Origin of the sequence: Rhodopila globiformis (genome assembly GCF_002937115.1) — a bacterium.
Lineage (GTDB): Bacteria > Pseudomonadota > Alphaproteobacteria > Acetobacterales > Acetobacteraceae > Rhodopila > Rhodopila globiformis.
Map to the genome: position 1 here is coordinate 32,549 of NZ_NHRY01000136.1, position 23,796 is coordinate 56,344.

Genomic DNA, 23,796 nt, shown 5'->3' on the forward strand with positions numbered 1-23,796 from the left:
GAATCGAAATTGGGACGCACAGCATACTGCAGGAACACCGTGCAGGTCCGTCCCTCCGGATCGGCTGATAGGATACCCCTCCAAACCGAAAGCCGTCATGGGTCATGACGGATGTTACGCCGGCCAGTCAGCGGAGGCGCAGCAACGAATGACCGATGTCGTGCATTTCTGCGGTCCGGAACGCGAGGGCGGCGCATGATTGGTGCGGTGGGAAGACGCCTGTCCGGAACGATATCCCGTTGCGTATGCGCGACAGCCCTTGCTGTCCCCCTACTGATGGCCGCCTGCAAGAAGCAGGAACAGGCCGAGGCACCGGTGCCGCGTCCGGTGCGCACCGTCACGGTCGAACCGTCCAAGGCCGGCGAGACTGTCACTCTGACGGGTCACATCGATGCGCAGGACTCCTCGGCGATGGCGTTCCGCATCAGCGGACGCATGACCGACCGGTTCGTCAATGTCGGCGACATCGTCAAGCCCGGCCAGGAACTCGCCCGCCTTGACCCGCAGAACGAACTCAACGCCCTGCGCGCGGCGCAGTCACAGCTGAACGCGGCGCAGGCGCAACTGACCCAGGCGCGTGCCGCGTTCGAGCGGCAGCGCACTCTGCTGAATCAGGGCCACACGCCGCGGGCACAGTTCGAGATCGCCGAGAAGGCGCTGCACACCGCGCAGGCGAACGCGGACGCGGCCGAAGTGCAGGTCCGCGTCGCCGCCGATCGCGTCAGCTACACCGTGCTGCAGGCCGACGCGGCGGGCACCGTCACGGCCCGCGGCGCCGAACCGGGCGAGGTGGTCCAGGCCGGCCAGATGATCGTCACCATCGCCCGCCAGAACGGCCGCGACGCGGTGTTTGACGTCCCGGCCCAGGTGCTTCGTTCCGCGCCGAGCGACCCGCGGGTCGAGATAAGACTGACCGACGATCCCTCGGTCGTGGCGCAGGGCCGCGTGCGCGAGATCGCGCCGCAGGCCGACCCTGTGACGCGAACCTTCGCGGTGCGGATCGCCCTGACCGATCCGCCGGCCGCGATGCGCCTTGGCGCCACGGTGAACGGCACCCTGAGGCTAGAGGCGGATCAGGTCATCGCCATCCCCGCATCGGCGCTGACCGAGTACAACCGCCAGCCCGCGGTCTGGGTCGTCGATCCGAAGAAACTGACCGTATCCCTGCGGAATATCGAGACGCTGAACTTCAGCCAGGCGTCCGTCTCGGTGGCGCATGGGCTGGAGGCGGGCGATATCGTGGTCACCGCCGGCGTCCAGGCGCTGCATCCGGGCCAGACGGTCCGCCTGCTGGGGGCTGTGCTCTAGTGGGCTTCAACATCTCCAAATGGGCGCTCGAGCACCGCTCGTTCGTCGTTTACCTGATGATCGCCTCGATGCTGGCCGGGCTGGTCTCCTTCAGGAGCCTGGGCCGGGATGAGGACCCGGCCTTCGTCATCAAGACGATGGTGGTGCAGGCCGCCTGGCCGGGCGCGACCATCAACGACACGCTGCAACAGGTGACGGAACGGCTCGAGCGCGCGCTGCAGGAAACGCCGCACCTGGATTTCCTGCGCAGCTACACGCAGCCCGGACGCACGACGATCTTCGTCAACCTGAAGGGCGCGACGCCGGCCAGCGAGGTGCCGGACGCCTGGTACCATGTCCGCAAGAACATCGCCGACATGCGCCACACCTTGCCGGCCGGCGTCGTCGGTCCCGGCTTCAATGACGAGTTCGGCGACACCTTCGGCATCATCTACGGCTTCACCGCCGATGGTTTCACCCACCGCGAACTGCGTGACTACGTGGACAGCGTCCGCTCCAAGCTCCTGCTGGTCCCCGACGTGTCCAAGGTCGAAATGCTCGGCGCGCAGGACGAGCGGGTCTTCGTCGAGTTCTCGATGCAGCGCCTCGCCGGCCTCGGCATCGACCGTTCCGCGCTGATCGCCGCGCTGCAGGCGCAGAACATCGTCAGCCCCGCCGGCGTCATCCAGACCGGCAACGAACAGCTTCTGCTGCGCGTCACCGGCGCGTTCGAATCCGAGGAAGACCTCCGCAACATCAACTTCGTCGCCAACGGCCGCATGATCCGCCTGCGCGACATCGCCGACGTGCGCCGCGGCTTTGCCGACCCGCCGAAGCCGCTGTTCCGCGTCAACGGCAAGCCGGCGATCGGCCTCGCCATTTCGATGCGGGAGGGCGGCGACGTCCTCGCCCTCGGCCGCAACGTCGAGAAGGCGATCCACGACATCACCGCCGACCTGCCGCTGGGCATCAACCCGATCCTGGTGGCGGATCAGCCGCATGTCGTGGAGCACGCGATCAGCGACTTCACCACCTCGCTCTGGCAGGCCATCGCCATCATCATGGCGGTCAGCTTCGTCAGCCTCGGCGCGCGGGCGGGCCTGGTGGTGGCGATCTCGATCCCGCTGACGCTGGCGATCGTCTTCCCGATCATGCAGCTCGCCGGCATCGACCTGCAGCGCATTTCCCTGGGCGCGCTGATCATCGCGCTGGGCCTGCTGGTGGATGACGCGATGACGACGATCGACGTCATGACCACGCGCCTGGCCGCCGGCGACAGCAAGGAGCAGTCGGCGGCCTATGCCTACACCACGGTGGCGATCCCGATGCTGACCGGGTCGTTCGTCACCGCGGCGGGGTTCATCCCCATCGGCTTCGCCAGGAGTTCGGCGGGCGAATACACGTTCTCGATCTTCGTCGTCGTCGGCGTGTCGCTGATCGTCTCCTGGATCGTCGCGGTGCTGTTCGCGCCGCTGCTGGGCGTCTGGCTGCTGAAGCGGCCGAAGCCGACCGACAAGCCCAGCCGGATCCTGACCGGCTTCCGCGGCACGGTCGTCGGCGCGCTGCGCCGGCGCTGGCTGACCATCGGCGTCACCGCCGGCTGCCTGGCCGTCGCGCTGGCGCTGTCGCCCTTGATCCCGCGGCAGTTCTTCCCGCCGTCCGACCGGCCGGAGCTGCTGGTTGACCTGCGGCTGCCGCAGAACGCCTCGATCTTCGCCACCGACGACGCGGCCACGCGGCTGTCGAAGGTGCTGGCAAAGGACCCCGACGTCGCGAGTTGGAGCACCTATGTCGGCCGCGGCGCGATCCGGTTCTACCTCCCGCTGGCGGTCGAACTGCCGAACGACTTCTTCACGCAAACTGTCGTGATCGCCAAGGACGTCGCCGCCCGCAAGCGCCTGCAGGCCAGGCTGGAGGAGGTGCTGGCCAATCAGTTCCCGTCCGCCATTTCGCGGGTCTCGCCGCTTGGCCTCGGGCCGCCGGTCGGCTGGCCGATCCAGTACCGCGTCAGCGGGCCGGATATTACCCAGGTGCGAGACATCGCGTTGCGGCTGGCCGGCGTCGTCTCCGGCGATCCCGACGCCACGCATGTCAACTTCGACTGGATGGAGCCGGCGCGGCGGGTGCGCATCAAGATCGACCAGGACCAGGCGCGGCTGCTCGGCCTCAGTTCGCAGGCGCTGGCGGCGGTGCTGCAGTCGGTCGTGACCGGCACGACGGTGACGCAGTTGCGCGACGGCATCTATCTCGTGGACGTCGTGGCGCGCGCAACGGATGAGCAGCGGGTCTCGCTGGAGACGCTGCGCAACGTACAATTGCCGCTGCCGAACGGCCGCACCGTGCCGCTGAGCCAGTTGGCCAGCTTCGACTTCGACCAGGAATACCCCCTCATCTGGCGCCGCGACCGGGTGCCGACGCTGACGGTACAGGCCGACGTTGCGCCCGGCACGCTGCCCGAGACGGTCGTCGGCAACCTCGCGCCCGCCGTGCAGGCACTGAGCGCCGGCCTGCCGGTGCCCTATCGCATCGAGGTCGGCGGCACGGTGGAGGAGAGCGCGAATTCCCAGGCCTCGGTGAAGGCTGTCGTACCGCTGATGCTGCTGGTGATGATCACCTTCCTGATGATGCAGTTGCAGCGCTTCAGTCTGCTGGCGCTGGTGCTGATCATCGTGCCGATGGCCATGACCGGCGTGGTCGCGGCGCTGCTGCTGTTCCAGCAGCCGCTTGGGTTCGTCGCGATCCTGGGCATCCTGGCGCTGATCGGGATGATCGCCCGCAACGGGGTCATCCTGGTTGACCAGATCGAAACCGAACGCGCCGAGGGCAAGGCGCCCTGGGATGCGGTGATCGACGCCTCGGTGTCCCGTTTCCGCCCGATCATGCTCACCGCGATCTCCACCGTGCTGGGCCTGATCCCGATCGCGGCGACGATCTTCTGGGGACCGATGGCGTTCGCCATCATGGGTGGTTTCCTGGTCGGCACGGCGGTGACGCTGATCTTTCTGCCAGCGCTCTATGCCGCGTGGTTCCGGATCAAGGAGCCGCCGGCGGACGTCGTCGCCGCGGCACCCGCACTGGGCGCCGAGCGATGACCGTGCCGGCGATCCTGCGGCGGGGGGCGGGCTTCCTGGCGCTGTGGCTGGTGCTGGCGGGGCTGAACCCGGGCGACCTTCCCGCCGCGATCGTCGCCGTTGTCGCCGCGACCTGGGTCAGCCTGCGCCTGTTGCCGCCGGGCGACCGCATCATCTCACTGCCGGGCCTCGGGGCCCTCGCCGTGCGCTTTCCGCGCCAGTCGCTGGAGGCGGGGATCGATGTGGCGCGCCGCGCCTTCGCGCCGGACTTGCCGTTGAACGTCGGCACCGTTGGCTACACGCCGCGCCTGCCAGCGGGGCCGGCGCGCGACGCCTTCCTGGCTTATGCCAGCCTGATGCCGGGCACGGTTCCGGTCAGCGTGAATGGCGGCGTAACGATCATGATCCACTGCCTCGATACGCGACAGGCGGTCGTGCAGCAGATGGCGAACGACGAAGCCCGCTTCATCCGCATGCTGGGCGGCGCCGATGCCTGAGTTCCTGCTGCTCGCCGCCACCGTCATCCTGCTGATGGTGGCCGTCGGCCTGGTCCGCATCCTGCGCGGACCGGCGGACGTGGACCGGTTGATGGCGGTGCAACTGCTGGGCACCGGCGGCATCGCCGCCCTGCTGCTGCTGGGCATTGCGACGTCATTGCCGGGCGCGGTGGATGTCGCGCTGGTCCTGGCGCTGCTGGCGGCGTTCGCGGCCGTGATCTTCGTGACCAGCCTGGATTCGCCATGATGCTGCTCGGGGACATCGCCACCGGTCTGCTGGTGTCGGCGGGCGTCGTGTTCTTCCTGGCCGGGACTGTCGGGCTGCTGCGGTTTCCGGATTCGATGACGCGCCTGCACGCGCTGACGAAGGCCGACAGCCTGGGCCTCGGGCTGGTCGTGCTGGGCCTGTTGCCGCAGGCGGCCAGCGTGCTGGAGGCGCTGAAGCTGGTTGCGGTCTGGCTGCTGACGCAGCTTGCGGGGGCGACGGTGACGCAGCTTGTGGCGCGGGCGATCTGGCGCGGGGGCGGACGGTCATGAGCCTGGCGCTGCTCGCGGACGGCGCCCTGGTCCTGCTGGTCCTCGGCCTGGCGTTCTGGGTCAACGCGGCGGCTAGCGGGTTTGCCGCGGTCGTCGGCTACGTCGCGTTCGGTTTGCTGCTGGCGCTGGCCTGGATGCGCCTTGCCGCCGGCGACGTGGCGTTGACCGAGGCCGCCGTCGGCAGTGGCGCCACCGGCGCGGTGCTCGTCGCGGCGGCCATGCGGCTGCGCGCGGCGGCCGATCCCCCACCGTCATGGCCGGGCGTGTCCCGGCCATCCACCCCCAACCGTCGAAGCGCGGATGGCCGGGACACGCCCGGCCATGACGGCGGGGGAGACGACCTTGCTCCGCCCGCCCCTTATTCTGATAGCCACCGGGACGTGCCCGGCCATGACGAAGGGGGCAAGCCCGGCCTGTCCCTGCGCCTGGCCGCCCTGGTCCTGTCGGGCCTGGTGACAGCCGGCCTGGCGGGGTTGGTGCTCTGGACCGCCGGCCCCGCGCCCAGCCTGGCCGAGGCAGCCACGCGGCATCTGCCCGGGCTGGGCATGGGCAACGCCGTGACCGGTGTGCTGATCGCTTACCGGGCGCTGGATACGCTGCTGGAGAAAGTGGTGCTGCTGCTGGCTTTGGGCGGCGTCTGGTCGCTGACTCGCGACAGGGTCTGGGGCGGCCGCCCGTTCCCGCGCGCAATTCCAGCCGGCAACGGCGCGCTGATCCTGCTGGCCCGGCTGTTGCCGCCGATCGGCATTGTCGTCGCGGTCTATGTCCTTTGGGTTGGCGCCACCGATCCGGGCGGCGCGTTCCAGGGTGGCGCGATCCTGACGGCCATGTGGATCCTGGTCATGCTCGCCGGCCTGCGTGACGCCCCGCCGATCGGCAGTCGCCGGCTCAGGCTGGCCGTTGCCGCCGGGCCGGCTGCGTTCCTGGCCGTGGGGCTTGCGGGCTTTGTCCTGCCAACCGGCTTCCTGTCCTACCCCGAGAGCATCGCGAAACCACTCATCATCGCCGTCGAGGCGGTATTGACGCTGTCGATCGCGCTGATCCTCGGCCTGCTGGTTGCCGGCCCCGCGGAGCGGCCGCCCGACCCCGCGGAGCGGCTGAGATGACCCCGGCGACGCTCTACGGCCTGTGCAGTGCCGTGCTCGTCGGCGCCGGGCTGTACGGCATGCTGGTCAACCCACAGCCGCTGCGGAAGATCCTGTCGCTGAACCTGCTGGGCAGCGGCACGTTCCTGCTGTTCGGCGTGATCGCCCGGCGCGGCGCGGCCGCCGGCCTGGGGGGGGATCCGGTCCCGCAGGCGATGGTGATCACCGGCATCGTCGTCGCCTTCTCGGCCACCGCGCTCGCCGTCGCGCTGCTGCTGCGCGTGTTCCAGGAGACCGGCCGCCCGACGCTGGACCAGCCGGCGCCGAAGGACGGCGGATGATCGCCGCACCGGCCCTGCTGGTGCTGGCGATCATGGCTCCGGCGACGGGCGTTGTGCTGGCGTTCGCGTTCGGCGGCAGGGCGGCGGAGTGGATCGCCATTGCCACGACCGTGGCCGGGGCCGCCATTGCCGCGGGCATTGCCGCTACCCTGTGGAGCACCGGCCTGCCGCTGCGCTATGTCATCGGCGACTGGGCGCCGCCGCTGGGCATCGCGCTCCGGGCCGACGGGCTGTCGGCGATCATGCTGCTGACCAGCGCCGTGGTGATGGGCGCGGTCGTCCTGTTCGCCCGCGAGACCTTCGCGCAGCGTCCCGGCGCGCCCGAGACGCGGACGCCGCTGATATTCTGGACGATGCTGATGGGCGTCTGGGCCGGCCTGAACGCCGTCTGGCTCGCCGGCGACCTGTTCACCCTCTACGTCGCCCTGGAACTGCTGACGTTCAGCGCGGTGCCGCTGGTTTCGCTGGAGGGCAAGCCCGAGACGCTGGTGGCGGCCCTGCGCTACATGCTGTTCGCGCTCGTCGGCTCGGTGCTGTACCTGCTGGGCTGCGCGCTGCTCTACGGCGGCTATGGCACGTTGGATCTGGAACTGCTGGCGCATGCGGTGCGGGCGGAGCCGGTCACCGTCCTTGCGGCGGCGCTGATGACGGCGGGACTCGCGGCCAAGACGGCGCTGTTCCCGCTGCACCTGTGGCTGCCGCCCGCCCATGCCGGCGCGCCGGCCGCGGCGAGCGCGCTGCTGTCGGCGCTGGTGGTCAAGGGATCGTTCATCCTGATCGTGCGGCTGTGGTTCGACGCCTTGCCCGGCGTCGCCGGCGCCGGCGCGGCGACCTTGCTGGCCGCGATGGGCGCCGCGGCGATCATCTGCGGCAGCATCGTCGCGCTGCGGCAGGCCCGGCTGAAGCTGATGATCGCCTATTCGACGGTCGCGCAGATCGGCTACCTGTTCTTCCTGTTCCCCCTGGCCGGCGCGGCCGGGCACTGGAGCCGCATCGCCTGGACTGGCGGGATGATGCAACTGGTCGCGCACGCCGTCGCCAAGGCCGCGATGTTCCTGGCCGCGGGCCTGATTGGCGAGGCGCTCGGCCACGACCGGATTGCCGGCTTTGCCGGGCTGGGCCGGGCGTTGCCCGTGGTGATGCTGGCCTTCGGGCTGGCGGGCATGTCGCTGATGGGGTTGCCGCCGAGCGGCGGCTTCGTGGCGAAGGCCATGCTGCTGACCGCGTCGGTGGGCGAGGGGCAGTGGTGGTGGGCGGTGGTCATCCTCATCGGCGGCCTGCTTGCCGCCGGATACACGTTCCGCGTGCTGGCGCCGGCGCTGGCGGGCGGGCCGGTCCCGCTGGTCGCCCCCATTCCGCGGTCGCGGCAGGCGATCGTGCTGGGGCTTGCCGTCTGCGCGCTGCTGCTGGGCCTGGTGCCGCTGCGCCCGTCGCAGTTGCTGGAGGTCGGCCGGCCGGTCGCCATGGCGGTGAGCCGATGATCTGGCTCGGCGCGACCGTCGGGGTGCCGCTGGCGATGCTGCTGGCCTGCGTCTTGCCCGGTGTCAGGTATCGGATGACGAACTGGCTGGCGCTTGCCGCCGTGCCGGGCCTAGGCGCCGCCCTGTTCGCATCCGGTGCCTCGCTGGATCTTCCGCCGCTGCTGCTGCGCCTGCGGCTCAGCCTGGATGGGCCGGGCGCGCTTCTGCTCGGGGCGGCCGCGCTGCTGTGGATCGCCGGCGGCGTCTATGCCGCTGCCTGGCTGCGCGGTGATGCGCGGCGTGGCCGGATCGCCGTGTGGTGGCTGCTGACCCTGGCCGGCAGCCTGGGGGTGTTTATTGCGGCGGACCTGGTGAGCTTCTACCTGCTGTTCTCCATGGTCAGCCTTGCCGCCTATGGGCTGGTGATCGAGGGCGCGACGCCGGATGCGCTGCGGGTCGGGCTGATCTACGTGGCGTTGGCGATATTCGGCGAGGCGCTTCTGCTGATGGGCTTTGTCATGCTGGCGGTGTCCGCGCCGGATGGCGCCTCCCTGATCCGGGACGTGGTCGCGGCGCTGCCGGCTTCGCCGCGGAGCAATGCCATCCTGACGCTGATCATCCTGGGATTTGGCGTGAAGCTCGGGATGGTGCCGTTCCATGTCTGGATGCCGATCACGTACCGCACCGCGCCGGTCCCGGCGGCGGCGGTGCTGAGTGGCGCCGCGGTCAAAGCCGGCGTGATCGGGCTGATACGGTTCCTGCCGTCTGGGGTTGCGCTGCCGGGGTGGGGACAGGTTCTTGTCGTGCTTGGGTTCATCTCTGCCTTCTATGGCGTGCTGGCCGGTGTCAGGCAGAGCGACCCGCGGACGGTGCTGGCCTTCTCCAGCGTCAGCCAGATGGGCGTCGTCATCGCCGTGTTCGGCATGGGACTGATTGCCGGCGACACCGGCGTCGCCCTGGCCGCGGCGTTCTACGGCGTGCATCACACGCTGGTGAAGGGTGGCCTGTTCCTGGGTGTCGGCCTGGCGCCGCTGGCTGGCGCGTGGCGAAACCGGCTGGTGCTGGTCCCGGCGGCGATCATGGCGCTTGGGATGGCCGGCCTGCCGCTGACCGGCGGCTTCCTGGCGAAGCTGGCGATCAAGCCGGTCCTGGGCGACGGACTGGCGGGGCTGCTGGGCACAGTGTCCTCGGCGGCCACGGCCTTGCTGATGACGCACTTCCTGTTTCGTGTCGCGGCACTGCCCAAGGCCGCGCCGGCGCCGCCGCCAGGCCGTGACCTGCGCTGGCCATGGCTGGCGGTCGCCGTTGCGTCGGTGCTGGTGCCCTGGGGACTCTATCCGGCGGTCCTGGGTGGATCGGTGACCTATGCGCTGTCGGCTTCCTCGCTGTGGCGTTCGCTCTGGCCGGTGCTGGTGGGGGGTGGCCTCGGATTTGCGATGCAGCGCTGGGGTGGGAGCGTCATTCTGGTACGCGACAGTAACGTCATCGTGCCGGTTTCGGCGCGCGTCGATCGCATCATGATCGGCCTGGGCATTGCGGTCGAGCGCTTCGACATTGTGCTGCGGGAATGGCCGGTGGCCATGCTGTCGCTGATTGCCATGGCCGTGGCTTTGGCTGTGCTGATGCTGGCGCCGATCTGACGCCATGCGACTGACAGAATTGCCGTAAAAGCGCGTGTCCAGTTCATAATTCACGACAGTTAAACATTGCGGTAGGTGGCCAAATTGGAACGCAAGGCATTACGCTGAGATTCCGCGCACATCCGGGCACAACCGAACATTGCTATCTTTTTAGTCTCCACCGACCGGTCATTCGGCGGCTTTGACAAACATGTGTCGTGCTCAATGGAGACGAAAATGATCAAACAATTCCGCAGCAAGACTGTTTTTGCCGTCGCTCTCATGGCGATCGCTACTCCGGCCGCCTATGCGCAGGTGGCGAGTACAATCGAACAGGCGGAGCTTGCCGGACTGTCCGCTGAGAAGCGTGCCGAGGTTCAGGCACGCGCGGTCAAGGGCAACACCGTAACCGAGGTACTGACGACGATGCTGCTGAACGGCATCAAGCTCAAGCACCCGGCCAGCCGGATCGTTGCGATGGACTTCGGACGTGGCATCGCCGTGGTGCAGCTTGCCGATGGCAAAATGACCGCCGTGAACTTCGATCCCCATACGCTGGTCATCAAGAGCTGATCAAGGCCGTTGTACCGCGGGACGGGCTGCCGGCGCGCCTCGCGGTGCAAAGATATTCAAGACGTTATGGGAGGATGCCATGTCGGATTTGCTGGTAATCGAGTATCCGACCGAGGAGAAGGCCGAAGAGATCCGCCAGAAGCTACTAAACATGCAGAATGAATACCTCATCGAGCTTGGTGACGCAGTTATAGTAACGAAGTGCCCCGAGGGCCATGTCAGGCTGAACCAGCTTTACAATCCGGTGAAGGCAGGCGCGGCTTCAGGCATGTTCTGGGGCACCCTGGTCGGCTTGCTGTTCATGATGCCGCTGGCTGGTGCCGCCGTTGGCGCCGCTTCAGGTGCCATCAGTGGCAGGATGACGGATGTTGGGATCAACAACAATTTCATGAAGGAGGCAGGGACCGCCCTGCAATCCGGCAATGCCGCGCTTTTCCTGCTGATCCGCAAGATGACCACTGACAAGGTAGCGGCCGCACTGGCCGGAAGCGGCGGCAGAATCATGCGCAGTTCGTTCGACGAAACAAAAGAAAATTCCCTGCAAGCGGCGTTTCAGGGATTGCAGCAGGCGACATCACAGGCATCTGCGCCTGCCTGATCCGGTTCCTTTGGCGAAGGCGGGTGGGAGCAAGCGCCGCCGGGGAGAGATCGTAATGATATTCATTCAATTTTTTTTGATCTTTGCCCCGTAATTGATCTATCATAAGCGGTCTGCCTTATCCATTAGTATTCAAGGAGGTGTTCTCATTCGTTTTTCGTTGAACTCGCCAAAATCGCCATGGAACCGCAGCGTTTCGACACGAGTAGTTTCGCAGGCGCGGAGCAGTATGAGGCTTGGCTGAGCTGGTTCGATGGTATTTTTCATATCGATCCGGCACAGTCGCCCGAAGCTGGCTTCCGCGCAACGAGCGAGGTATGGTCACTTGGCGGTTGTGTCCTCAGCCGTGTCTTCGCGCCGGGCGCTCGGGTTATACGCAACAAGACCCTGATCAGCCGCAACCCGATCGATCACTGGGCTGTCGCTATCGGGAGTGACACGATCACCACGGTCAGTGCCGGCCGGCATGTGTTCCAGACATCCCCACACGTACCGTTCATCGTTTCGCTCGGCAGCGAAATGGCCATCGAGCGGGACGAGGACCTGCAGCGGCAGCTCTACCTGTCGCGTGACACGTTCTCGAGTATTGCACCAGTCCTCGATGCCTCATGCGGCGCCATCGTGAACGGTGCGATGGGTACTATGCTCGCGGATTACATACTGTTGCTGGAACGCAGCATGGCAGGGATGTCCGAGGATGACCTGCCGCGCCTGAGACTGGCCATTTCGGCGATGATCGCCGCCTGCGTGGCGCCAACGCCGGATCGCGTGGCGGAGGCGACAGAGCAGATCGACCTCGGCCGCCTCGATCGTGTACGCCGCGCGGTACGGAAGCATTTGCGGTCTCACCTCCTCGGGCCCCGGCTCCTTTGCCGGTATGTCGGGACGTCCCGATCGCAACTTTATCGGTTGCTTGAACCCGAAGGGGGCGTGGCGCGCTACATTCGGCGGCAACGCCTGCTCGTGGCCTACGCCATGCTGGCCGATCCGGCAGTTGACCAGCCGATCGCCCAAATTGCCGAGGAACTTTGCTTCGCCGATGGCTCCGGGTTCAGCCGCGCGTTCCGCCAGGAATTCGACATCAGCCCGACCGACCTTCGCGCCGCGGCACGCAGCGGATGCAGGCCATTGGCCAGGCTCAATGGCCACAACGGCGTGCGGCCAACGACCTTGAACGACCTGCTGCGCGCGCCGTAGCGGAGACTTGCAGTCGCCTACAATCCTTGCAGCAGCGGCTCCAGGTCGAACGTGGCCCGTACGCCCAGATCGGCGCCATGGACCTTGAGGAATGTATCGGCTGCGTTCCGCCCCTCGTCGCGCAGCATCGTCAGGAAGTCCCACTCGGCGTTGAGTTTTGACGAGGACCCAAGCTCGGCGAGCGCGCCGCTGGCGATACGGTGGATGCGCATGGCCGCCAGCATTGCCAGTTCCGGAGAGTCCGATGGCGGCACCCGCCGCATCAATGCCATCAGGCGCAATTCCTTCAACAGGACGGCGTTGAACGCAACCTCGTTGATGCGGTTGAGAATGCCGCGTGCGGAACGTGGTGTTTCGGGACGCTCGATCGGATTGATCTGCACGAGGATCGTGTCCTGCGATTCGCATTCACGCACGAGCGGCGTCATGGTCGGATTGCCGGCAAAACCGCCATCCCAGTAGCTCTCGCCGTCGATCTGCACGGCCTGGAACATGGTCGGCAGGCAGGCCGAGGCCAAAAGCACGTCGGGCGTGACCTCGGCGTTGCGGAACACCCGCCCGCGGCCGGTGTGCACATTCGTTGCCGTAACGAACAGCTTGATTGGCGCGCTTTTCAGGCGCCTGAAATCGACGATCTCCGTCAGGATCCCGCTCAACGGATTTTGGCCCATCGGGTTGAGATCGTAGGGCGAAAAGATCCGTCCCATCAGATCAATGGTGAGGTAGGCCGGCGAGTGATCGAGCGACCAGCGGCCAAGCAGCATGTCGAGCATCGAGCGCCGGAACGGACTGAAGGTGGCGGCCATCCCGACCTGGTTCCAGAAGCGGTGCAAGGCCCTGCGGGCACCTTCGGCCCCGCCTTCGGCATGGCCGTCCACGAGAACGGCGGCATTCATCGCGCCGGCGGACGTGCCCGAGATACCGTCAATCCGCAGCCACGGCTCCTCCAGCAGCCGATCCAGTACGCCCCAGGTGAAGGCGCCGTGCGAGCCGCCCCCTTGCAAGGCAAGATCGATCAGGACTGGCTTGCGCATGCGATTGGATTCGGTCTCATTCCGCATCTGGGGTGCAGGCATTGTTGTCACCTGAAAATCCTGCTGCGCTTATAGCCGGTGCGCCCGCGCCCGTGCACTGCACAAATGCCTGCGCAGTTAGGGTCCAGGCAGGTTCGGTGTCTCAACTCGATACCGACAGTTCCAAACTTTTCACAGGCGTGGGAAGAACAGGCGCATCTTCTGTATTGTACTGATCGTGCGTTGAGCCATGCAACGCGTGGCGCATAAATGACTGCCGCACTGGAGGATTCTGTCATGCCAGCTGTTCAGGACAGCGCCGTCGGCCGTGTGCTTGCCTGCGTCGATGAGGATCTGGACCATGCGCGCAGCCGGTTGTTTGAGCTGCTGCGGATTCCAAGCATCAGCACGCAGCCCGATCACAGGCAGGACATGCAGCGCGCGGCGGAATGGCTGCGTGGGCAGTTGGAAGAACTTGGGCTGCAGACTGCGATCATGCCGACCGCCGGCCATCCGAAGGTGGTCGGCTTCCATCCGGGGCCGCCGGGCAGCAAGGCGCCGCGCGTGCTGTTTTATGGCCATTATGACGTGCAGCCGGCCGATCCTCTGGACCTGTGGCACAGCCCGCCGTTCGAGCCGCAACTGGTGGAGGGGCCTCGGGGGCCACGCATCGTCGCCCGCGGCGCCGTCGATGCGAAGGGCCAGTCGATGATGTTCATCGAGGCCTTGCGGGCCTGGAAGACGGCCGGCGGCGGCATCCCACTGCCGGTTATCGTGCTGATGGAAGGCGAAGAGGAAATCGGCAGTCCCAACCTCGAGCCATTCCTGAAGGCAAACCAGGCGGATCTCCGCGCGGACTTTGCCCTGATCAGCGACACCAACATGTGGGACATCGACACGCCCGCCCTGACGACGCGGCTGCGCGGGATGTGCAACTGCGAGGTGACGCTGAAGGGACCAGGCATGGACCTGCACTCCGGGCTGTTTGGCGGATCGGCGCTGAACCCGGTGAACGTGCTGGCGCGGATACTCGGCGACCTGCATGACAAGGACGGCCGGATCCAGGTGCCGGGTTTCTACGACAAAGTACGCCCGGTTTCCTCGGGGCAGGCCGCGGAGTGGCAATCGCTCGGCTTTGACGAGGCGGCGTTCCTGAAAGGCATTGGGCTGACCACGCCGGGCGGCGAGAAAGGCGTGCAGGCCCTGCAACGCATATGGGCGCGGCCAACGGCGGACATCAACGGCATTTGGGGCGGCTACGCCGGGCCCGGCAGCAAGACGATCATTCCATCCGAAGCCGGGGCAAAGGTTTCATTCCGCCTTGTGCCGGACCAGGAACCGCAGGCGATTTTCGAAGGTTTCCAGAGGTTCGTGCGCGACCGGTTGCCGACCGGCATGCAGGTCTCGTTCCAGGCCTTCGGCATGGCGGCGGGAATACTGATCGATACCGATACGGTATGGGCCCGCGCGGCGAAGGAAGCCTTGCAGCAGGAATATGGGCGCCCGGCGGTGATGATTGGCAGCGGCGGCACGATTCCGGTCGTGGAGCAGATCAAGCGCGTGCTGGGGATTGACTCACTGATGATGGGCTTCGGCCTCGACGACGACCAGATCCACAGCCCGAATGAGAAATTCGAGCTCAAGTGCTTCCACAAGGGCACGCGCTCCCACGCGCTGCTGCTTGGCAAGCTGGCGGGTTGACATAAGCATGTCGGTTGGATGCGGTTTTTCCTGACGACCGTATCGTTGCCTCCGTCCGGGCGGCGGTCCCCTGGTTAAGGACCGTCCGGCACGGAAGCAACAAGCCCGGGCGCGACGCTTCTCCGGTCAGAACCTCCAGAACAGCGGCACCCAGAAGGTGGCAACGAAGAAGAACAGGATCAGCAGCGGCAGGCCCAGCTTCCAGTAGTCGCTGAACACGTAGCCGCCCGGGCTCATCACCATCAGGTTGACCGGCGTCGCCACAGGCGTCAGGAATGCACCGGCCGAGGCCACCGCGATGCTCATCAGCACCGGCTGCGCAGAAACCCCCATCGTTTTGGCGGCAGCCAGTCCGATCGGAATGATGATCAGCGCCGTTGCGGTATTGCTGATCAACTGGCCAAGGACTGCGGTCAGAATGAACAGCCCGGCCAGCAGCGCATACGGGCTGCGGTCGCCGACGATGTTCACCAGCCCCTCGGCCAGCATGTTGGCCGCGCCGCTGTTCGTCATGGCGGTGGACAGCGGCATCATCGCGCCGACGAGAATCACGGTGGTCCAGTTGATCGAGCGGTAGGCCTGTTCCACGGAGAGGACACGGAACAACACCATGGCCAGCGCGGCCAGCAGGCCGGCGATGACCGACGGCAGCAGGTTTGCCGCCAGCAGCACCACCATGCCGAGCAGGATGGCGATAGCCGTCTTGGCGCCGCGTCCCATTGGCACCGCCTGCCGGCGCACCAGTTCGGGCGAGTCCACCACCAGCACGTCGGGATCGCTCAGCTTCTGGTCCAGTGCCTCCCACGTGCCCTGCAACAGCAGCGTGTCGCCCGGCGCGAGAATCGTTTCATCCGGCCCCAGATCCTGGCCTTTCCGCTGGACGGCGAGAACCAGCAGGTCTCCGCCTGGCGTCACCATGCCGGGAAACACAGCCTGGCCAATCATGTCGGACCGCGGCGGCACGACCACCTCGGCAAGGCCGGAGTTGCGGTTGAACAAAGTCCCGGTCACATTCACCGGTGCGTCGGCCGCGCGAAAGGCGAGATGCATGTCGGTCGCCAACGCGCCGGCGATGTCTGCGTCACCGCGGACCATGAGCAGGTCGCCTTCAGCCAACGTTGGCCGGCGCACCGGCCCGGTGCCGTCGCCTGACAGGACCGACACGAGTGTCAGGCCCTCATACTGTGTCATGTCGATGGTGCCGGTGGGCACGCCGACATAAGGCGACGACACCCTGATGCGCAGGTAGAATACGCCGTCGTCGAGCCGGTACTGCTCGACCAGCGTGTGCGCGTGCCGGCTGAGATCGACGGGCAAGGACTTGCCGCTGCGGGTTGGCAGAAGGCGCTGGCCGAACGCCACGACGATGGCAATCGTGCCGGCGAGCAGCGGCACGCCGGCAATGGCAAAGGAGAACAGGCTGAATGGCGGCATGCCGTGATCCGTTGCAGCCTCGGACACCAGCAGGTTCACCGGCGTGCCGGTCAGCGCCAGCAGCGAGCCCGCGTGGGCGGCGAAAACCAGGGGCATCAACAGTTGCGACGGCGCGCGCTTCAGGCGCACCGCCATGACGACAACGACCGGCAGCAGCGCAGCGACGGCGCCGTTGACACTGATCAGCGCGGTGAGGCCTGCGACCAGCGACATCATCAGGACCAGCAGGCGCGTTCGGGATTCGCCGGCCTGGGCGATCAGGTACTGGCCGGCCCAGGCCGTCACCCCGGTCGCGTCCAGTCCCGCGCTCACGACGAACAGCGAGGCAATGAAGATCACGGCCGGGTCGCCGAGTCCGGCGAGCGACTCGTGCAGCGTGGTGATCCCGGTGAAATACAGCGCAAGTGCCGTGCCGAGGGACACCAGGACCACCGGAAAGCGGTCCCAGATAAACAGCACGACGATCGCGACGACGATCGCGAAGGTAATCGTTACGTGGCTCATGCCAAACGCCCACAGGGCGAGTCGGTGAACTGCCGCATCTCAGCCGTTTCCTTCGCTAAATGCCGAGAGGAATATCGAGGAAGTACCAGACAACAAGCAAGACTGTCCATACAGCATACAGGACGGCAGTGTAAGGCAGCATCATGGCCACGACGGTCCCGACGCCCGCGTCCTTTTGGTACTTCTGCGCGAAGATCACAATGATGCCGAAATAGGCCATCAGCGGCGTGATGACATTGCCTGGCGAGTCGCCGACACGGTAGGCCGCGAGCACCAAAGCCGGTGACGTGCTCAGCTTCATGAACAAGGGAACGAAGATCGGCGCCAGGATCGCCCACTTCGCAATCGCCGCGGGAATGATCAGGTTCACCACCGCTGTTACGATCACGAACACGATCAGCAGTGGCAAGGCCCCCATATTCGCCCGCTCGATGAGGTCGGACAGATTGACCGCGGCGATTGTTGCCAGGTTGCTGTAGTTGAAGTGCGCCAGGAACTGGCTGATGACCAGGAACAGGAACAGCAGTCCGCCGAGACCGGAAAACGTCTTGGTGATCGCGCTGATCGCTTGCGTCAGCGTGCCGATGGTTCCGGCGCCGCGGCCGTAGGCGTAGCCGGTGGCGAAGAACACCGCCGCGATCAATACGATCAGGCTGTTCATCAGCGGCGAGTCCCCGATCAACGCGCCCGTCTCCGGGTTGCGCAGCGGCGCGCCGGGCGGCAGCGCCAGCAGGGCGATGACCACCAGCGAGCCGATCAGTGCGTACAGCGCATAGCGCAGGCCAAGCGCTTCCCTGACCGGGTCCGTCGTGGCGCTCTCGACCGTGGCGTCGCCGTGGTACGGGCCAAGCCGCGGTTCGACCACGCGCTCGGTCACGATCGTGCAGACGACGCAGAGCAGGATGCTCGATACGATGGAGAACCAGATATTCGCCGTCAGGTACAGCGAGTAGTGCGGGTTGAGCAGGTGGATAGCATCATTGGTGATTTCCGTCAGCACGCCATCGATCGGCGTGATGATCAGGTTGACGTTGAACACCGCCGCAACGCCCGAGAACGCAGCGGCCAGGCCGGCGATGGGATGCCGGCCCAGGCTGAGGAACGCCGCGGCCCCCAGCGGGATCAGCACCAGGTAGCCGGCATCGGAAGCGACGGACGACAACACGCCCATCGCAACGATGATGAAGGTGATCAAACGCCGCGGCGCGACGGCCACGATCTTGCGGATCAATGCGCCGATCAGTCCCGCTTCCTCGGCGAGGCCCACGCCAACCATGGCGACCAGGATGACCCCAACCGGGCCGAAACCGAGGAAGTTGCGCACCACCGATATGATGATGAACCGCAGTCCCTCCGCGGTAAGCAGGCTGTTCACCGTCGCCGTTGCTTCCAGGACCTTGTGCGTCACGGGATCGACGACCTGATAGGTGACGCTGGTGCCCAGCATGTGAAAAAGCTGCGACAGGACGATGACGATCGCCGACATCAGCAGGAAGATGATGGCCGGGTGCGGCACCTTGTTGCCGACGACTTCCACCCCGTCCAGCAGCTTTTGCAGGAAGGTCTTCCGCGAGGCGACCGTCGCACTCATGCGCGTTTCCCCCATTTTCCTTGCGTTGTCAGAAGCGTCCAACCACCACGCCGACGATGCGATTGGTGATGCCAAGACCGGCGCCCACCGGCCCAGCGGCGGCCGACCCGCCGAACAGGTCCCGCCGCGTGAGGATGTATTCCAGGCCAACATCCATGAAGCCGCTGCCGAACACGCCGTTGCGTATCTGGCCGAAGGGGCTCCAGATCAGGTTGGCGAAAAACTGCTGCATGTCGCGGTTCAAGCCGAGCGCCGAGGGGGAGCCGGGGACAAAGTTCAGCGCGTAAGACGGATAATCCTGCCGTGAATAGGCGTAGGCGACATTGCTGCGCAGCTGCGGCGCCCAGAACCGGCGATAGGAGACAGCCACGCCATAGGTCGGCAGCGGGTCAAGGCTGCCGCCGACGACGCCCGGCAGCCCGATATTGGACAACGCGTCCTGGCCTGTCGTGTTGCCTGCGAAATAACGACCAATGCCCTCGCCATAATAGGCCATGCCGATCACCTCATCGGCGCCGAAGCCTTCCCAGATCCATCGCATCGGCATGCGGACATGGCCCGCGACGCCCCAGCCCGTGGCGTTCATGCTGACGTTCGGCGGCGACGCGGCCGTGCCGGCGGTGCGCACGCTCAGCCGCCGGACCAGGCCGCGCACGTCGGCGACCAGCCCATCGTTGCCATAGGTCAGCCGGCCCACCATGTCGGGTGCCGTGTTGAAGGCGGGGCTTGCGCCGCCGGTGAAGTTCGTGCCGGGGTTGAAGACGCCGGCGACCGAGGTAAACTGTGTCTCCGGCGCTTCAAGCGAAACCATCCCCGTCAGCCCCGGCGCCAGCCGCCCCGTTGCCCTGACCTGGGCCTGGCGGGTAAAGGACTGGTTCAGGTTGGTCGCATCGACGATCGTTTCGTAGATGCCTTCGTTCCACACGCTGTTCGCCTGGCCGGCCAATACCCGGAAGCTTTCGGTGCCCAGTTCGGCCCAGGCCTGGCGCAGGCGGAACACGGCATTCGTGCTCGTTGGGGCACCGCCGGCGAAGTCGCCCTCGATACGTGTTTCCAGCGTGCCCCAGTTGGTCAATGAACGTGTATCGACGCCGATGCGGCTGAAGCGCGCGGTGACGGCGAGTTCGCCGCCCTGCTGATCGGCGGCGCTGTTGTTCAGCGGGATGAACTGTGGCGGCGGCGCGTCGGTCTGGTTCCGGCCGCTCAGGTCGTAGTAGGAGGACACCTTGGCGAAGCCGTAGAGACGCACCTCGCTTTCGGTGCCCGGGATGCGGATGGCAAGGCCATGCAGGTCGGAGCGCAGGGCGTCCTCGTTCTCGAACTGGTTGCCCATCGGCTCTGGCGGCAGCAGGCCGGGAATGTTGGGATTGAGTTCGGCGGCAATGGCATTGGCAATCGGCGGGGCTACCTGGACCGGCATGCCTGCGGCCGGCGCGGCGCCAGCAGATGGTGCGGTGCCGATAGGCGCGGCTGTGACGGCCGCCGGTGACGCAGGTGGAGCGGGTTGCGGTGTCGGCTGTGGCCTGGCCGGCGGAACCTTGGCTGCCGTCCGCGGATGGGTTGCTGGTGGTTTGGCCACAGTCTTTCTGTTTTCGAGTTGATCCACTCGGCGCTCCAGCGCATCGATCTTGCGCAAAAGCTCTTCCACCGTCGGCTGCTGCGCGAGTGCCGGCTCAGTGAGAAACGCGCAGGCCAAGAGACTGAGGACTTTGTATGAACGCCGCACGTTCCCCTCATTATCGCCCGCTACGTTCGCCGCGCCGGCTTATGTGGCTATACAAGACACGTATTACGATTTCTCCATTGGGACGACAGCTTAAGCGGGATATTCAGGCACGGTGCGGCCAACCATCCCAAGCCTATCCCGAGCGTTCCAAAGTAGATACGTTCCCCCGTGGAGCCGATGAGGCATGCTGACGGACGCCATCAGACGATAGCTTGCTGCCGCTTTGCCCCGGGTGCCGGGACTGGAAGATCAGGAACAGCGGCACTTCGGCATATTCCTGGTTGATGATGCCGCCGGATTGATGCGGCTCTGCCTTCTCGATCGTTCCCTGGCGTTTTTCGATACTGTGCGGAATTCACCGCCGCGCCGGCCACAAGAAGGCGTTTGGTTTCGGGCGCCTGGTTCTCGGACGGGCACCAAGAGAGTTCTCTGGTTTCTGCGGCCTGTTATGGCAGGCCAAGCGATCAGGGTCCGGTTCTGTCGAGCGTTACCGCAAAAGTGCACCTCGGCTCGCCGAATTGCCCCAACATGACGATCTGTCCGTTGAAGCGGTCGCCGGTGAACTGGCCGGTGATCCAGGTATTGCCATGCACCATTCGAAGTCTGTTGTTCCTGATCGTGCCGCGGAAGGCGCGCCAGCGTACAGAAGTGCCGTCGACCCGGAAGTCGCTTATTCTTTCTTTTCTGACGCAGGCGCCGCCGCCCGTGTTCGACGGGAAAGCGGATCCGCTGTAAACGCCATCCTGGCCGCTTTGCGCCGGCGCCGGCCGATTGCCATCAGGATTGGCCGCAAGTGCATCTCCCGCCGGAGGAGACTGGGTGCGCGATGATTGCTCAAACGGCCAATCATCATTGCTTGCCGATGGACTGCCGGACCCGTGACCGGCCGTGCAAGCTGTCGTGAAAAGCCCAAGAATTGCAATGATACCAAAAAGCCGAACGGTTTGGCCGCGTCCGGCGGGGAGGCCCGACAATAGAGCGTGCAGTATACGCGGAGCCCGGTAACGCAGCCCGAAATTCCGTAGGATGAACGAAATTGATGCAAAGGATAGGTGACGATATTTCATTACGAACCACGCTCTTGCCATTGCACACAATCACGTGGCGCCTTTGCGTGCAGGGCCGCATACGTGAACAAAACCTGTCATTGGCTGTTGCGCCTCGGTCAACCGGCTGACATGACATCCGTCACGGCCTGTGAGGGGCATCCTAGGCAATCATTCTATCAACCGATACCGGAAGGGAGGGGAAGTGCACGGCGTCCCGGTCGTGTGCTGCGTGTCCCAATCTCGATCGAAAGCGAACCTCATTAGTGGCCTGGCAAATATGCGGTGACCTTTCATGGAGCCGATGGTTGCCGATGTTTAATGGACTGTACTGTCGCTCCAGGCTTCCACAACAATCGCTACATCGATTGGATACGGTTCGGGACCTGGGACGCTGGGTTCCGCGCCGGGACAGCGCGCTTCCACACCGCAGGTCCGAGAACATGATATTCCTCCAGTTCGGAGCTGCCTGCCATGTCCTGTCGCCCTATCGCGGTTATCGTGCTGATAGGCGTATTTGCCGTCGCAGGGTGTGTGGAAACCCCCGTGGGACCGACCATCCAGGTCCTGGCGGGACCGAGCGAGTCTCACGGTGCGTTCTAGTGCACTGCACAAATGATTGCGTGACTCAGGCCGGGGCAGGCGCAATGTCCCAATTACATGCAATCAATTCCAAAATTTTCACAGTCACAAGAAGAAGCAGGCGTACTATATATATTACCCTCATAGTTCGCTGAGCCATACAGCCCGCGGCGCGTCGATCACTGTCGCATCGGAGGACTCTGTCATGCCAGGTGTTCAGGACAGCCCCATTTCCCGCGTCGACGAGGATTTGACCCTGGCCTGCCGTCGGTCGTTTGAGCTGTTGCGGATTCCAGGCATCGGCTTGCAGCAAGAACACAAGAAAAATAGGCGGCACGCGGCAGAACGGCTGTGCGCGCAACCCGAGGAAGTCGGATTTCAGACGGCTATCGTACCGACCGGCGGCCAACCGGTGGTACTTGGCTTCCAAGAGAGTTGTCGGGGAACAGCTGCACGATCCGACACGGTCTGCGGCCGTATGGTGTAGTTCCATTCGCCATGGAAGCTGTCACGGACGAAATTGAGGCCCTGAATCCCAGTATCGGAAACCGCGATGCCCTCCGGGTATTCAGCCGGATCGAGTTTTCATCGGACGCTCATCCCGGTCCCGGTGGCGGGGCTGATGAGGTCGATGATGGCGCGGTAACTGACCAGCGGGTTGGCGCGCCAGTTCATGCTGATGCAGGTGAACAGGCGATGCTCGATCTTGTTCCATGTGCTGGTGCCAGGCGGCAGGTGGCGGATCTCGATGGCGATGCCCGATCCGTTATTAAATCGCTACGGACCCTCTTTCCAGGGCCGCACGGGCACGTCGTTGCTGCCGCCATCGGCGCTGATCACCACACGTTTCGCGTTCGGATAGCGCTGACGGCCGATGTCCTGCCACCGGTGGCGGATCGACTGCGCCGCGAAGGCAGAGGTGCCGTGGTCAACGCCGACGCTGACCCGGCCGGTATTCGCCGCCAGATCATGCACGCCATACGGGATCGCCCGCCCCAGCGCCATTGGGCGTTGTTCGCCAGTGCCGTCACGGAGGCGGAATATTACCTTCGCTTGCCTCGGCTTTCGGATTCTTTGATGAATGTGAGGAGCGACGAGCATGAGCCACCGTGAGGTCGTCCTCTGTAATGGCTTGCGAACTGCGATTGGCAAGTGCGATGTCAGTCTCAGGACGGTATCCGTACCCGCACTCGGCACCATAGCTGTACGTGCGGTCATGCGGCGCTCCAGCCTTAAAGGTTCGGATGTCGATGCCGCTATCATGGGAAATGTAATCCAGACCGGCTACAAGATCAATCCGGTGCTGCAAGAAAGGATGAATGCCGGCCTTCCGGTGGTCTGCCGGCCATGACCGTCAATCGCAGCGGCGGGGCGGCGCTCAAGCCGTCGCGTCGGCCTCCTGATCCCACGTCTTTTTGGCACCACACAGCAAGGAGTTTCACGATGTCGTTTCACCGCATGCCATTGCTCGCAGCCGGCCTGGCGACCCTTTTCTTGCCACTTCCGGGCACCCCGGCGGCCCGGGCCGACGGCCTGATCTCGCGCGTCGCCATTGTGCGCATCTTCGTCCCCGGCGTGGAAAGCCAGGCGCAGCTGGCCGATCGGCTGCGGGCTGAGGGCTACACGAATGTCGTCATGAGCTCGGTCTATCCGACGCCCGTCAACCCCTATCCCCAGAGCAACCGCTCGTGGACCAGGCATCTCGATCTGACCCCGGTGCATGCCGGCTGGAACGGCGTTGCCACCAAGGACGGCCAGGTTGTCCAGGTCTATGCCCAACTCCTGTCGCGCTGGAACTGACCCGTCTGGCTCTTATTGGGCTCCAGGGTGGTGATCTGCCTCACCCGACCAAGCCACCGATCAGGGCGCCGAGCAGAGCTTTGCCGCGGCGACGGACGTTGTGCACGAACTGGAAGAAGCCGAGATACAGCGGC

General features: G+C 65.5%; 20 protein-coding genes and 1 pseudogene. 15 read left to right on the forward strand and 6 right to left on the reverse strand.

The features are described 5' to 3' along the window. Nucleotides 1-276: 276 nt before the first annotated feature. From CCS01_RS13380 to CCS01_RS13435, 12 genes are all read left to right on the forward strand, one after another. A complete protein-coding gene (locus CCS01_RS13380) occupies nucleotides 277-1,308 on the forward strand; it encodes an efflux RND transporter periplasmic adaptor subunit (RefSeq protein WP_239992148.1) in 1,032 nt (343 codons plus the stop codon). Continuing rightward, entirely contained in the window at nucleotides 1,308-4,379 is a 3,072-nt protein-coding gene (locus tag CCS01_RS13385) for an efflux RND transporter permease subunit (RefSeq protein WP_104519315.1), read from the forward strand. Before CCS01_RS13380 ends, CCS01_RS13385 begins: the two co-directional genes overlap by 1 nt. Then, complete coding sequence (locus CCS01_RS13390) at nucleotides 4,376-4,855, forward strand: Na+/H+ antiporter subunit E (RefSeq protein ID WP_104519316.1); 480 nt, start codon at nucleotides 4,376-4,378, stop codon at nucleotides 4,853-4,855. The genes CCS01_RS13385 and CCS01_RS13390 overlap by 4 nt, the downstream gene beginning before the upstream one ends. Continuing rightward, nucleotides 4,848-5,102, forward strand: a complete 255-nt coding sequence (locus CCS01_RS13395; protein ID WP_104519317.1) for a monovalent cation/H+ antiporter complex subunit F — start codon at nucleotides 4,848-4,850, stop codon at nucleotides 5,100-5,102. The genes CCS01_RS13390 and CCS01_RS13395 overlap by 8 nt, the downstream gene beginning before the upstream one ends. Then, complete coding sequence (locus tag CCS01_RS13400; protein WP_104519318.1) at nucleotides 5,099-5,392, forward strand: cation:proton antiporter; 294 nt, start codon at nucleotides 5,099-5,101, stop codon at nucleotides 5,390-5,392. Before CCS01_RS13395 ends, CCS01_RS13400 begins: the two co-directional genes overlap by 4 nt. Continuing rightward, on the forward strand, nucleotides 5,389-6,498 hold the full coding sequence (locus tag CCS01_RS33675) for an MnhB domain-containing protein (protein WP_158258372.1): 1,110 nt from the start codon (nucleotides 5,389-5,391) through the stop codon (nucleotides 6,496-6,498). Before CCS01_RS13400 ends, CCS01_RS33675 begins: the two co-directional genes overlap by 4 nt. Continuing rightward, a complete protein-coding gene (locus CCS01_RS13410) occupies nucleotides 6,495-6,818 on the forward strand; it encodes an NADH-quinone oxidoreductase subunit K (RefSeq protein WP_104519319.1) in 324 nt (107 codons plus the stop codon). The genes CCS01_RS33675 and CCS01_RS13410 overlap by 4 nt, the downstream gene beginning before the upstream one ends. Then, on the forward strand, nucleotides 6,815-8,299 hold the full coding sequence (locus tag CCS01_RS13415) for a complex I subunit 5 family protein (RefSeq protein ID WP_104519320.1): 1,485 nt from the start codon (nucleotides 6,815-6,817) through the stop codon (nucleotides 8,297-8,299). Before CCS01_RS13410 ends, CCS01_RS13415 begins: the two co-directional genes overlap by 4 nt. Next, nucleotides 8,296-9,918 carry a complex I subunit 5 family protein gene (locus CCS01_RS13420; protein ID WP_104519321.1) on the forward strand — a complete coding sequence of 541 codons (1,623 nt, stop codon included), beginning with the start codon at nucleotides 8,296-8,298 and terminating at the stop codon, nucleotides 9,916-9,918. Before CCS01_RS13415 ends, CCS01_RS13420 begins: the two co-directional genes overlap by 4 nt. 216 nt (nucleotides 9,919-10,134) lie before the next feature. Beyond that, entirely contained in the window at nucleotides 10,135-10,470 is a 336-nt protein-coding gene (locus CCS01_RS13425; RefSeq protein WP_104519322.1) for a hypothetical protein, read from the forward strand. Between the two features lie 79 nt (nucleotides 10,471-10,549). Then, nucleotides 10,550-11,068, forward strand: coding sequence for a DUF1269 domain-containing protein (locus CCS01_RS13430; protein WP_104519323.1), 519 nt, complete (start codon nucleotides 10,550-10,552; stop codon nucleotides 11,066-11,068). A gap of 180 nt (nucleotides 11,069-11,248) precedes the next feature. Continuing rightward, nucleotides 11,249-12,265: a helix-turn-helix domain-containing protein gene (locus CCS01_RS13435; RefSeq protein WP_104519324.1), complete on the forward strand. Its 1,017-nt coding sequence runs from the start codon at nucleotides 11,249-11,251 to the stop codon at nucleotides 12,263-12,265. A gap of 17 nt (nucleotides 12,266-12,282) precedes the next feature. On the opposite strand, the gene CCS01_RS13440 is transcribed toward CCS01_RS13435, so the two are convergent. Then, nucleotides 12,283-13,299: a patatin-like phospholipase family protein gene (locus CCS01_RS13440; RefSeq protein ID WP_239992149.1), complete on the reverse strand. Its 1,017-nt coding sequence runs from the start codon at nucleotides 13,297-13,299 to the stop codon at nucleotides 12,283-12,285. Nucleotides 13,300-13,575: 276 nt separating this feature from the next. On the opposite strand from CCS01_RS13440, the gene CCS01_RS13445 reads away from it, so the two are divergent. Then, nucleotides 13,576-14,979: a dipeptidase gene (locus tag CCS01_RS13445; RefSeq protein WP_104519326.1), complete on the forward strand. Its 1,404-nt coding sequence runs from the start codon at nucleotides 13,576-13,578 to the stop codon at nucleotides 14,977-14,979. Between the two features lie 126 nt (nucleotides 14,980-15,105). Here the strand turns inward: CCS01_RS13445 and CCS01_RS13450 are convergent, their stop codons facing one another. From CCS01_RS13450 to CCS01_RS36090, 5 genes and pseudogenes are all read right to left on the reverse strand, one after another. Next, nucleotides 15,106-16,917, reverse strand: a complete 1,812-nt coding sequence (locus CCS01_RS13450) for an SLC13 family permease (protein WP_104519327.1) — start codon at nucleotides 16,915-16,917, stop codon at nucleotides 15,106-15,108. A 55-nt stretch (nucleotides 16,918-16,972) separates the two neighbouring features. Further along, on the reverse strand, nucleotides 16,973-18,508 hold the full coding sequence (locus CCS01_RS13455; RefSeq protein ID WP_104519328.1) for an AbgT family transporter: 1,536 nt from the start codon (nucleotides 18,506-18,508) through the stop codon (nucleotides 16,973-16,975). 28 nt (nucleotides 18,509-18,536) lie between these two features. After that, nucleotides 18,537-19,928 carry a DcaP family trimeric outer membrane transporter gene (locus tag CCS01_RS13460; protein WP_104519329.1) on the reverse strand — a complete coding sequence of 464 codons (1,392 nt, stop codon included), beginning with the start codon at nucleotides 19,926-19,928 and terminating at the stop codon, nucleotides 18,537-18,539. Between the two features lie 770 nt (nucleotides 19,929-20,698). Continuing rightward, nucleotides 20,699-21,301, reverse strand: coding sequence for a hypothetical protein (locus CCS01_RS32795; protein WP_146101734.1), 603 nt, complete (start codon nucleotides 21,299-21,301; stop codon nucleotides 20,699-20,701). Nucleotides 21,302-22,303: 1,002 nt separating this feature from the next. After that, nucleotides 22,304-22,864: pseudogene (locus CCS01_RS36090) on the reverse strand (ISAzo13 family transposase); the annotation flags it as partial. 97 nt (nucleotides 22,865-22,961) lie between these two features. Here CCS01_RS36090 and CCS01_RS13475 point away from each other — a divergent pair. Together CCS01_RS13475 and CCS01_RS13480 are read left to right on the forward strand one after the other, a co-directional pair. Beyond that, complete coding sequence (locus CCS01_RS13475) at nucleotides 22,962-23,213, forward strand: thiolase family protein (RefSeq protein ID WP_104519338.1); 252 nt, start codon at nucleotides 22,962-22,964, stop codon at nucleotides 23,211-23,213. A 143-nt stretch (nucleotides 23,214-23,356) separates the two neighbouring features. Further along, nucleotides 23,357-23,662 carry a hypothetical protein gene (locus tag CCS01_RS13480; RefSeq protein WP_146101735.1) on the forward strand — a complete coding sequence of 102 codons (306 nt, stop codon included), beginning with the start codon at nucleotides 23,357-23,359 and terminating at the stop codon, nucleotides 23,660-23,662. Nucleotides 23,663-23,796: the final 134 nt, after the last annotated feature.